The organism is Phenylobacterium aquaticum (assembly GCF_947378715.1).
GTDB classification, from domain to species: domain Bacteria; phylum Pseudomonadota; class Alphaproteobacteria; order Caulobacterales; family Caulobacteraceae; genus Phenylobacterium; species Phenylobacterium aquaticum_A.
The window spans coordinates 1-10,342 of sequence record NZ_CANCLE010000144.1 but is presented as its reverse complement, the minus strand read 5'-3'; the positions used below and the strand labels follow the sequence as shown (position 1 = coordinate 10,342).

General features: G+C 66.1%; 11 protein-coding genes and 1 pseudogene. 6 read left to right on the top strand and 6 right to left on the bottom strand.

The features are described 5' to 3' along the window. The 3 genes and pseudogenes from Q7P21_RS16200 to Q7P21_RS16190 all read right to left on the bottom strand — a co-directional run. Positions 1-540: pseudogene (locus Q7P21_RS16200) on the bottom strand (NAD regulator); the annotation flags it as partial. Next, positions 537-1,058, bottom strand: coding sequence for a tyrosine phosphatase family protein (locus Q7P21_RS16195; RefSeq protein ID WP_304170253.1), 522 nt, complete (start codon positions 1,056-1,058; stop codon positions 537-539). The gene Q7P21_RS16195 and the pseudogene Q7P21_RS16200, both read right to left, overlap by 4 nt. A 2-nt stretch (positions 1,059-1,060) precedes the next feature. Beyond that, positions 1,061-1,708 carry an HD family hydrolase gene (locus Q7P21_RS16190; protein ID WP_304170252.1) on the bottom strand — a complete coding sequence of 216 codons (648 nt, stop codon included), beginning with the start codon at positions 1,706-1,708 and terminating at the stop codon, positions 1,061-1,063. 108 nt (positions 1,709-1,816) lie between these two features. Here Q7P21_RS16190 and Q7P21_RS16185 point away from each other — a divergent pair, with 108 nt between their 5' ends. Together Q7P21_RS16185 and Q7P21_RS16180 are read left to right on the top strand one after the other, a co-directional pair. Then, positions 1,817-2,629, top strand: coding sequence for a universal stress protein (locus Q7P21_RS16185; protein ID WP_304170251.1), 813 nt, complete (start codon positions 1,817-1,819; stop codon positions 2,627-2,629). Positions 2,630-2,649: 20 nt separating this feature from the next. Beyond that, the gene (locus Q7P21_RS16180; protein WP_304170250.1) at positions 2,650-3,024 is read left to right on the top strand and encodes a hypothetical protein; all 375 of its coding nucleotides are present in this window, start codon (positions 2,650-2,652) and stop codon (positions 3,022-3,024) included. Positions 3,025-3,045: 21 nt separating this feature from the next. On the opposite strand, the gene Q7P21_RS16175 is transcribed toward Q7P21_RS16180, so the two are convergent. The 3 genes from Q7P21_RS16175 to Q7P21_RS16165 all read right to left on the bottom strand — a co-directional run bounded on the left by Q7P21_RS16175 (position 3,046) and on the right by Q7P21_RS16165 (position 6,799). Further along, a complete protein-coding gene (locus Q7P21_RS16175) occupies positions 3,046-3,903 on the bottom strand; it encodes a hypothetical protein (RefSeq protein ID WP_304177921.1) in 858 nt (285 codons plus the stop codon). 171 nt (positions 3,904-4,074) lie between these two features. Then, positions 4,075-4,947: a MoxR family ATPase gene (locus Q7P21_RS16170; protein WP_304170248.1), complete on the bottom strand. Its 873-nt coding sequence runs from the start codon at positions 4,945-4,947 to the stop codon at positions 4,075-4,077. A 148-nt stretch (positions 4,948-5,095) separates the two neighbouring features. Further along, positions 5,096-6,799, bottom strand: coding sequence for a tetratricopeptide repeat protein (locus Q7P21_RS16165; RefSeq protein ID WP_304170247.1), 1,704 nt, complete (start codon positions 6,797-6,799; stop codon positions 5,096-5,098). A gap of 320 nt (positions 6,800-7,119) precedes the next feature. Between Q7P21_RS16165 and flbT the strand changes: the two genes are divergently transcribed. The 4 genes from flbT to Q7P21_RS16145 form a co-directional block, all read left to right on the top strand. Further along, positions 7,120-7,539, top strand: coding sequence for a flagellar biosynthesis repressor FlbT (gene flbT / locus Q7P21_RS16160; RefSeq protein WP_242566168.1), 420 nt, complete (start codon positions 7,120-7,122; stop codon positions 7,537-7,539). Then, positions 7,505-7,870 (top strand): flagellar biosynthesis regulator FlaF, encoded by a 366-nt coding sequence (flaF, locus tag Q7P21_RS16155; RefSeq protein ID WP_304170246.1) that lies wholly within the window; start codon positions 7,505-7,507, stop codon positions 7,868-7,870. The genes flbT and flaF overlap by 35 nt, the downstream gene beginning before the upstream one ends. A gap of 368 nt (positions 7,871-8,238) precedes the next feature. Beyond that, positions 8,239-9,072 (top strand): flagellin, encoded by an 834-nt coding sequence (locus tag Q7P21_RS16150; RefSeq protein ID WP_304170245.1) that lies wholly within the window; start codon positions 8,239-8,241, stop codon positions 9,070-9,072. Positions 9,073-9,533: 461 nt separating this feature from the next. Next, on the top strand, positions 9,534-10,342 hold an 809-nt coding region (locus Q7P21_RS16145), incomplete at its 3' end, for a flagellin (RefSeq protein ID WP_304177919.1).

The window sequence follows — 10,342 nt, the reverse complement described above, 5'->3', positions numbered from 1 at the left end:
CTCATAGCGCTCCAGCACCCGTTCCTCGTTCCACGGCGCACCGTCCTGGGCGAACAGCAGGCGCAGGCGGGGCAGGCGGGTTGGATGCGCCCCGGCCCATTGGCGCAGGGCGGGCTCGATGGCGGTCAGGGCGGCGGGCCGGCCATCGCGCCAGTCCTCCCAGGGAAAGAACCTCAGCCAGTCGGCCCAGGCGGTGTCCGGCGCATCGGTGTCCACGGCCTGGGGCGTGAGGCCCAGATAGCCCACCGAGATGATGCGACTGGCGCGACCGGCCGGGCTGGGCCCCAGATTGGCCAGCGGGGCGTCGCGGCCCTTGTCGCCAAAGGTGTAGAGCTGTTCGACATAGCCCAGTTCGAACCGGGTCTGGGCGGTCACGAAGGCGCGCAGGGCGAGCTCAAAGGTGCGGTCGGCCTCGGGGTCGAAGGGGCCGAAGGGCAGGCCGGCGGGCTGGCCCTGGGGACGGACCGTCAGGACCACGGCCTGGCCGTCGCGGATGGCGGCGACCACGGCGGAGAGGCCGATGACGATCTGGCGGCTCATCCGGCGTGACCATGCCGGGCGCTGAACTCGAAGGGGCGGGCCAGATTGTAGTCGTAGTCGCCCATGGCGGCGACGGCGTCGACCATGCGGCCGCGCCGGCCCATGACGTCGTCGGCCAGGGCCACGATGCGGCGGTTGGGGCTGGCGTGAACGGCGGCGGCGCGCAGCGCCATGGCGATATCGAGCTCGGCGGCGTCGGGGCTGCGCTCGCAGGCGATGACAAAGGCGCTGGCGGTCGAGCGGCTGATCCCGGCCCAGCAGTGGATCAGCATCGGCCGGGTCTCGTCCCAGTCGGCGGCGAAGCGGATCAGATTGTGGACCAGGGTTTCCTGCGGCAGCACCAAGCCGTCCATCGGCTCGGCGATGTCATTGACCGCGAGCTTCAGGTGACGATCGGGTTCCAGACCCTCGGGCGTACCGATCATGCTGGCCGGATCCAGCAGGGTGATCATGTGGGAGGGGCGGCGCTTGGCGACGATCGCGGGGACTTCGGCCAGGCCGCTGACGATGAGGGTCACGCTCACTCCGTATCGAACGCGGCGTCGCTGCCAAGGGCGAATCCCGCAGCTTCCGACAGCACATTGTAACGCTGGACGTAACGGATTTGCGCCTGGGAGGGGGCGAGCGGCTCGATGATCAGCTCATAGCCCTGCGGCGGGGCGCCGAAGAACTCCAGGCTCTCGGCGATGTTGAAGCCGGCCAGCTGGGTGGCCTCGAAATAGGCGCAGGCGTGGTCGGCGCGCTTGATGAGCTTCTTGATGGCGACCGGGGTCTTGGCCGGCAGGCCGAAGCGGATGTGGATGGCGGTCTCCAGCCGTTCCTCGAACAGCTTGTAGTCATAGCCGAGCGCCGCCTTGAACGGGCTGATCATGTCGCCGATCACATATTCCGAGGCGTCATGCAGCAGGGCGGCGAGGCGCCAGCGGGGATCGAGGCCAGGCTCGATGTGGGCGCAGATCTCCTCGACCACCACCGAATGCTGGGCCACCGAGAAGCCGTGTTCGCCGATCGTCTGGCCGTTCCAGCGGGCGACGCGGGCCAGGCCGTGGGCGATATCCTCGATCTCGATGTCCATCGGCGAGGGGTCGAGCAGGTCGAGCCGGCGGCCGGAAAGCATCCTCTGCCAGGCCCGGGGCTCCTTGCCTGCCTTACGCAGCCCTTTCCTCACCGAAGCGTTCCTTTCCAGTCGAGGTTCAGACCTGGACCAGGACTTGAGAAAGATCAATGTAGGCGGACACGTTCCGCGCGAACGATCAAGAACATCGAGGGAGTCGAGATGAGCTGGGCGAGAATCATGGCGCCGCTTTCGGGCGGACAGGGCGATCCGGCGGCCGTGAAGGCTGCGGCGCTGCTGGCCGAGCCCTTTGGCGCCGAATTGGCCGGGGTCTATACGCCCGCCGATGTCGCCGACGTCATGCCCTGGATGGGTGAGGGATTCCTGGGCGGGGTGCAGAGCACGGCCCTGGAAAGCCTGAAGGAAGCCGCCGCCGCCGGCGAGAAGAACGCCAAGGCCGCCATGGCCGGCTGCGACTACGCCAAGAAGCAGTTCATTTCCCTGCAGACCCCCGTCTGGGCCGGACTCTCCGCCGAGAGCCGGTTGTCGGATGTGGTGGTCTTCACCTCCGACCCGCCGCGTGGCCGGGGCCCGCTGGCCGAGGCCTTCCAGCAGATGGTCGCCGATGAGCAGCGCCCGGTGTTGATCGCCCGCGAAGGATTCAAGATCGGCGGCGCCGTCGCCGTGGCCTGGGACGGTGGCAAGGAAGCCAGCCGCGCCGCGCGCCTGGCCATGCCGCTGCTGGAGAAGGCTTCCCGCGTCGTGATCCTGGCGGCGCCCAAGGCCACCTCGCGCAGCTTCGATCCCTCCAAGCTTCAAGCCTATTACGCCGCCCGGGGCATCGCCTCGGACGTGGACGTGCTGCCGGACTCCGGCGACGCCGCCCCGGTCCTGCTCTACGCCGCCAAGAAGGCCGAGGCCGAGATTCTGGTCGCCGGCGCCTTCGGCCATCCCCGGCTGCAGGAGTTCATCTTCGGCGGCACCACCCGGTCGCTGCTGGCCTCCGACCAGCCGTCGCTGTTCCTGTCCCACTGAGTTCTGAGAGGTCTCGCGCCATGTCTTTGTCGCGCATCGTGATGCGGCTTGCCCGCAACCCCGGCACGGAGTTCGCCGGCGGCGACGACCACCGCGGCTATACGTTGACGGCCCCGCTGACGGCCGACGGCCATATCGATGAGGCCGCCTATTCCAAGGCCAAGGCCGACTGCCTGGTCCGGCGGTTCCAGCCGGACGAGGACGCGGTCGATGGGCGCCTGGCGCGGCGCGGCCAGAACTGGTTCTTCGACTATCAGGCGGGCGACACCGCCGACGACGAGCCGGTCCACAAGCTGGGCCAGCACCGTTTCGCAGTCGGCGAATATGTCACCGTGGCGGACGAGGACGGCCGGCCCCTGACCTACAAGGTGGTCGAGGTCCAGGCCGCCAAATAGGACGGGCGTGGCGGGGCCGTCTCAGGCTCCGCCGTTGCGCCGCACCAGCTTCTTGACGTCGTCATAGATGTCGCTGTGGTCCTTGGCGGCGTTGGCCTTGGCCTTGACGATCGCCACGACCAGCGGGCCGGTCTTGGGCCCCGAGGCCTCATAGCCCACGAATTTGTAGCCGCCCGTCAGGGCGTCGCCGGCATAGATGAAGGTGGCGCGCAGACCGCGCTTCTGCATCGACAAGGCCTCGCCGCGCATCCGCACGTCCTTGGTCATCTTGATGATCGCCGTCTCGCCATTGGCGTTCACGTGGATCGGACCCACCCGCACATCGGCCTTGTCGCCGTCGGCGGAGATGTGGATGCCGGGCAGGTTCACATGGGTCGTTTCGTTGTCATCGGAAATCCGCACGCCGTGGGCGTCGAGCTTGGCCTTGATCTCCGCGCCCTTGGCCTCGACCTTGGCGTCGATGGCGGCGTCCTGAGCCGCATCGGCGGAGACCTTGGCGGCCTCGGCGGCGCTCTGGGCGGCGTTCGCCTGGGCCTTGGCCTCGACCGGCGTGCCCGGCGTTGCAGGCGGAACCGGCGGCTCGGGCGCCTCCGCGGCCTCGGCTGGCGCCCCGGCCTCGCTCTTCAGCTGGTCCTCGATGGCGGTCAGGGTGGCGTCGACGCCCCCGGTGACCGGGACCAGCTTCAGCGTGACCTCGGCGCCGTCGGCCTCGTGATAGAGGCAGGTCTTGCCGTCGGTCGCGGCGCTGATCCGGGTCAGCTCGCCCGCGTTCATCGGACAGTCGAGGCGTCCGGTCGCGACAGCGATATTGGTTGGCGCCGCGCAGGCTCCGGCGGTCAACGCCAGGGTCGAAGCCGCGATCGGCAGCAGGAACTTCATGGACTTAGGTCTCCCATCCGTTGCTGGCGACGGTGATCAAAGCCCGGCCAAAGGTCGAGTGAATTCGGCGTAAGGCCGCAGGTCCGAGCCTCAAACAACTTGTCCCGCCGAGCGATGTGCTCGGCGGGACAAGGAGATCGGCTTCAAATGGTTCGGGCCAGAGCCCCGGCTCTACTGACCGGGACGCGAACCGGCGCCTTCACGTCGGGCCAGGAAGGCCAGGCGTTCGAACAGGTGGACGTCCTGCTCGTTCTTCAGCAGGGCGCCGTGCAGCGGCGGGATCAGCTTGGTGGGATCACGCTCGGCCAGGGCCGCAGCATCGATGTCCTCGACCATCAGCAACTTCAGCCAGTCGAGCAACTCCGACGTCGACGGCTTCTTCTTCAGGCCCGGAACCTTGCGCATGTCGTAGAAGATGCGCAGGGCCTCGGCGACCAGCTTCTGCTTGATCCCGGGATAGTGGACCTCGACGATCTCGTTCATCGTCTCGGCTTCCGGGAAGCGGATGTAGTGGAAGAAGCAGCGGCGCAGGAAGGCGTCCGGCAGTTCCTTCTCGTTGTTCGAGGTGATGATCACCACCGGCCGAATCTTGGCCTTGATGGTCTCATTGGTCTCGTAGACGTAGAATTCCATCCGATCGAGCTCTTGCAGCAGGTCGTTCGGGAACTCGATGTCGGCCTTGTCGATCTCGTCGATCAGCAGGACGGGGCGCTTGCCGGTGGCGGTGAACGCCTCCCAGAGCTTGCCCTTCTTGATGTAGTTGCGGACGTCCTTGACGCGCTCATCGCCCAGCTGGCTGTCGCGCAGGCGGGTCACGGCGTCGTATTCATAGAGGCCCTGGTGGGCCTTGGTGGTCGACTTGATGTGCCAGGTGATCAGCTCGGCGCCCAGCGCCTTGGCGATCTCCTCGGCCAGGACCGTCTTGCCGGTGCCGGGCTCGCCCTTGATCAGCAGCGGGCGCTCAAGCGCGATGGCGGCGTTGACCGCGACCTTCAGATCGTCGGTGGCGATGTAATTGTCGGTGCCTTCAAATCGCTGGCTCATATGGGCTCCCCAGGGCGGGCGAGGGGGCTCGCTGCCGCTCGAACAAATGTTTCAAACTGAGCGCAGACTAAAGGCCACGGCGCGACATTCAAGCGACTTGAACGCCACAGGCGCGCACGGGACCGCTTCGCCCGATCGTCGCGCCTATTCAGCCGCCCTGTGTGAAGCCGCCCAACGCCGCACCGACCTCCGCCATGACCGGGCTCCAGTCCGCGAAGGCGGGCGGCATGAAGGTGCGCACTTGCGGGTACCAGGGATAGCGTTCCGTCCCCAGTCGCGGCCAGGCGCCGGGGGTGGAGATCAGCCAGGTGGGGGCGCCGCAGGCCGCAGCGATGTTGAGCGTGGCGTTGGCGAAGCCGATCACCAGGTCCAGGGCGGCGCAAAGCGCGGCGACATCGTCCAGGTCCTGCTTCAGATCGATTCCGGGCGGCGTCCAGATCTCGACGCCAAAGTCGCGGCGGGCCTGCTCCAGCTCGGCGGCGCAGTCGCCATACTGCAGATTGACCAGACAGACATCGGGCGCGGCCAGGATCGGCGCCCACTGCTCGAAGGGCGAGAAGAACCGGTGGCGGCCGCCATTGGTGATGGCGCTCTTCCAGAGCAGCCCGACCTTCTTGCCGCCTGGCGCGTGGCTGAGTTGGTCGCGCCAATAGGTGGTCCGCTCCGGATCGGCGGTGAGATAGCCGACCCTGTCCGGGAACGCCTCCACGGACCGCCGGAACTGGCGCAGCGGCGAGGCCAGCGGCGCCCATAGGTCGATCGCCTCGGTGCGGCCCTCCAGAAAGGGCAACAGGCGCACGGTGCGACCATCGACCTTGAAGGTCTGGTGGCCGCCGACCTCGGCCGCAGGGAAGGACCGCTGGAACAGGGGAATCAACCGCCGCTCGACCGCCAGGGTCAGGCGGCCATCCGGGCCAAGCGCCTCGACGATGTCGGGAATCACGTTGGCGAACAGGATCTCGTCTCCCAACCCCTGTTCGCCGATCAGCAGCAGCGACTTGCCCGCCAGGTCAACGCCGGGGGTCCAGCTGGGCCGGTCGATCATGAACTGGGTCACGTCGGAGAACTGCGGGTGCAGCCGGGCCTCATAGTCGTCCCAGCCCTCGCCGATGCGGCCGAGGTTGATCTTGATGGTCGAGCGGGCCAGCAGCATCATCTGGCGCTCATCGTCGGTGATCTTCTTGCCGAGCGCGGTGTCGCAATCGTCGAGGGCCCGTTCGATCTCGCCCATGGCCAGGCTCATATTGCCGCGATTATAGCGGGCCTTGGCGAAATCCGGATCGAGGCGCAGGGCCTCGTCGAAGAAGATCGCCGCGTTCTGGGTGTCGCCCTGTTCGGCCATGACCGTGCCGAGGGTGTTCCAGACCACCGAATGGCCGGGGTCCTGCATGATCGAGGCCTTCAGGACCTCGATGGCCTCGTCGAATCGCATCTGGGTCCGCAGGGCGCAGGCCAGGTTGTTGGCCCCCTCCGGATGGTCGGGGTAGCGGGCCAGGAAGGCGCGGAACAGCTGTTCGGCGACCTCGGTCTGGCCGAGGCGGAAGGCCAGGCGACCGAGATTGTTGGCCAGGTCAGCGTGATCGGGCATCAGCCGCAGCGCGGCCTCGTAGCAGGTGATGGAGCTGGCGAAGTCGCCGCCCAGCTCCTGGGCCAGCGCCAGCATGTACCAGCCGAAGCCGCTTCTCTCGTCCTTCTCCAGGGCCTTGAGCGCCCAATTGGCGCCGGTCCGGTGGTCGCCGGCGTTCAGCGCATTGACCGCGCTCTGCAGCAGGGGCTGGATCGCCAAGCTCTTGAGTTCGGAAACCGCTGCGTTCAGGCGGGCCAGGGCCGCGCTTGAAGCCGAGTCGCCCATGGCCCCCGCGGCCAGCCGGGCAGGGGTGGCGGCCGCGCCAGACTCTAGAGCAAGGGCGGACGTCGCACTGGGCGCGGACGGGCGCGACATGGGAAGACCTCTGAGGGCGGCGGATGACGCACCGACCTAGGCGCGATCATGGTTAATCCTTACCTAAGCGCGGCGTCCGGTCACAGCTTGAGCGCGCGGCGCCACCGCAAGGCGTCATTAACCTACTCACCGTTATGGGTGGACGGTCGACGAAGTGCTTCGGCGCTGCGTCGCGCGGACCAGTTCAGCAACTCGCGCCGTTTCGGCGCCTCATCCGGGGGAAACGAGCCTTGCCGCTTAAGTTATCGCTGAAGCCGGGCGAGAAGTTCGTGTTGAACGGGGCAGTCGTCCAGAATGGCGATCGTCGCGGAGTCCTGATTCTCCAGAACAAAGCTTCCGTTCTTCGCGAGAAGGACATCATGCAGTCGGAGGATGCGAATTCTCCGGCCCGCCGGATCTACTTCCCGGTGATGATGATGTACCTCGATGAGGCGGGAGCGACTCGCTACTACGACGAGTTCGTTCAGCGTTTGAGCGAGTTCATGGGGGTGATCCGGAACCCGGAGGTGCTGGCTGAATGCGTGGCCGTCTCCAAACACTGCATGGGGCGTGAGTACTACAAGGCCCTGATGCTCTGCCGGAAGCTTATCGACTACGAAGACCAGAGGTTGGGGAATGTCGCTCCGGGCGTACCAGCAGACCGCGGCTAGGGCGGAGACTCCCAGGGAAGCCGAGTATCGCCTGTTCGGACAGGTGACTCGGGCCCTGATGGAGGCCGCCAAGCTCGAGCCCACCGACCTTCGCGGGCGGATGGAGGCGCTTGACTGGAACCGCCGGCTCTGGTCGGCGCTCGCCACCGACTGCGGTGACGAAGGCAACCTGCTGCAGACCGACCTGCGCGCCCAGATCATCTCGCTGGCCATCTGGGTCGGCAAGCACACCAGCCTGGTCATCCGCGGCCAGGAAGACATCCAGGACCTGATCGACATCAATCGGATGATCATGCAGGGCCTGAGCGGCAGCCCCGTCGAACCGGCCTGACGATCGGCGAGGGGGCTTTCGGCCCCAGCCGCATCAACGCCGTCGGCGCGCGCCTCGGACGCCCTTTCGAACCCCCAGCGCTCTTCTCACTCCCGCGCCGCCCCCGCGTCGCGGTCGCCCCTTGCCTGACCAGGCGAATCCCTCTGCGTCCGGACGATAAGCGCGGCAGTTAATGCCGCCCGGCAAACTGTCGCGGATATGGTTACCGGGCTGGATTCCGAACCCGAAAATAACCAAGCAATATCAATTAGATAAAAAGTGAACAGCGGCGCTGAATCTGGCCCGCTGCTTGCGATGGTGTCTGTGGGCAGAGAACTGCTCGCCGGCAAAAGCCGGACAATCTCCCGACCAGAATGGAAGGACACCCAATGCCGTATAACTCGGTGAATACGAACGTGGGCGCGATGATTGCGCTCCAAAACCTCAATGCGACCAACTCGGACCTCGCGATGGCGCAGACGCGGATCAATACCGGCAAGAAGGTGTCCAGTGCAAAGGACAACGGCGCCATTTGGGCCATCGCCCAAAATCAGCGCGCGGCGTCTGGATCACTGAACGCTGTTCGTGACTCGCTGCAACGCAGCCAGTCCACGATCGACGTAGCCCTGGCGGCCGGTGAAACCGTTTCTGACCTGTTGCTTCAAATGAAGGAGAAGGCGCTCGCGGCGACCGACACCAGCCTGGACACCGCCTCTCGCTCGGCCTTGAACGAAGACTTCAAGTCGCTGCGTGATCAGGTGACCAAGGCGGTTCAAAACGCCACGTTCAACGGTGTGAACATGTTGGACGGTCCCACGGCCACGACCATCGCCGCCCTTGCGGACGCTGATGGTACGTCCAAGCTCACGGTGCAGGCTCAGGATCTTTCCCTGGGCGGTTCAAACGTGACCCTGGCCACGACCGACTCGATCGGCACGACGACTCTGGCGGGTAGTTCACTCGCCAGCATCACATCGTCGATCGCCAATGTGTCCACTGCGCTTTCGAAACTGGGAACCGGCTCCAAGTCGGTGTCGTCCCATCTGACCTTCGTGAACAAGCTTCAGGACGCGATCGATGCGGGTGTGGGGAACCTCGTTGATGCGGACCTCGCAAAGGAAAGCGCCAAGCTCACCGCGCTGCAGACCAAGCAGCAGCTGGGCGTCCAGGCTCTGACCATTGCGAACCAGTCGCCTCAATCGATCATGTCCCTGTTCCGGTAGTCGTCGCAGCGCCGGGCGGCCGACCCTTTGGGGGCCGCCCGGCGAGCTCTTTTGGACCAAGGCGCGTCGTCCAGACCGCCACGGGGCGCCCTGCCGCGCCCCCCTCCGGACCAGGCTCTTTCCGCGGCCCACGCGCCAGACGCCCCCGCCCCCTCATTGTAAAACCTGACCTATTCGCCCTGCGGCTCGCCTCCGCAGGCGCGCCGGCATGTGGTTTCGCGGCGTTGGCGGACTAGGAATCGATTGCCGAACCGCCAGGCAGAAGTTGCCGAGTCATTTTTGACGCCCGGCAAATTCTGCCGACGGGTCACCGGTGTTTCCAGAAAAATAACCACAATTCAAAGGGTTGCCGATTGGGTGTCCGGTCGGGCGGCTGGCCCGCGATTTGCATTGCTCTCCGCGAGGCAAAACGCCTCTGGCTGCCAAAATGGCGGCCAATGACCTGAGAAAAGGACAGATCGATGCCGAATAGCGTCAACACCAATGTCGGGGCCATGGTCGCCCTGCAGAACCTCAACTCCACCCAGTCCGACCTGATGACGGTCCAGAACCGCATCAACACCGGCAAGAAGGTGGCCTCGGCCAAGGACAACGGCGCCATCTGGGCCATCGCCCAGAACCAACGCTCCACCTCTGGCTCCCTGAACGCCGTCAAGGATTCCCTCCAGCGCAGCCAATCGACTGTCGACGTCGCCGTCGCCGGTGGTGAAGCCGTGTCGGACCTGCTGCTGCAGATGAAGGAAAAGGCCCTCGCCGCTTCCGACTCCAGCCTCGACGCTTCCTCGCGCACTGCGCTGAACGAAGACTTCAAGGCCCTGCGCGACCAAGTCGGCAAGGCGGTGACCAATGCGACCTTCAACGGTGTGAACATGATCAAGTCCGGCGGCAACACCATCGCCGCCCTGGCTGACGCCGACGGCACCTCCAAGCTGACCGTCAGCGCCCAAGACCTGTCCCTCGGCGGGGCGAACGTGACGGTCGCCGCGACCGACTCGATCGGCACCCAGACCATGGCGCAGAACATGATCGCCACGGTCGCCACCTCGATCGGCAACGTCTCCACGTCGCTGTCGCAACTCGGCACCGGCTCCAAGTCGCTGACCTCGCACCTGACCTTCGTGGGCAAGCTGCAAGACTCCATCGACGCCGGTGTCGGCAACCTGGTCGACGCCGACCTGGCCAAGGAAAGCGCCCGCCTCACCTCGCTGCAGACCAAGCAGCAGCTGGGCGTCCAGGCGCTCTCGATCGCCAACAGCTCGTCCTCCGGCCT

Excerpts from the sequence above, each read along its gene's own strand:
- Q7P21_RS16180 (WP_304170250.1), top strand. The coding sequence starts at position 2,650 with ATGTCTTTGTCGCGCATCGTGATGCGGCTTGCCCGCAACCCCGGCACG.
- Q7P21_RS16170 (WP_304170248.1), bottom strand. The coding sequence starts at position 4,947 with ATGAGCCAGCGATTTGAAGGCACCGACAATTACATCGCCACCGACGAT.
- Q7P21_RS16185 (WP_304170251.1), top strand. The coding sequence starts at position 1,817 with ATGAGCTGGGCGAGAATCATGGCGCCGCTTTCGGGCGGACAGGGCGAT.
- Q7P21_RS16150 (WP_304170245.1), top strand. The coding sequence starts at position 8,239 with ATGCCGTATAACTCGGTGAATACGAACGTGGGCGCGATGATTGCGCTC.
- Q7P21_RS16165 (WP_304170247.1), bottom strand. The coding sequence starts at position 6,799 with ATGGGCGACTCGGCTTCAAGCGCGGCCCTGGCCCGCCTGAACGCAGCG.
- Q7P21_RS16175 (WP_304177921.1), bottom strand. The coding sequence starts at position 3,903 with ATGAAGTTCCTGCTGCCGATCGCGGCTTCGACCCTGGCGTTGACCGCC.
- flaF (WP_304170246.1), top strand. The coding sequence starts at position 7,505 with ATGTCGCTCCGGGCGTACCAGCAGACCGCGGCTAGGGCGGAGACTCCC.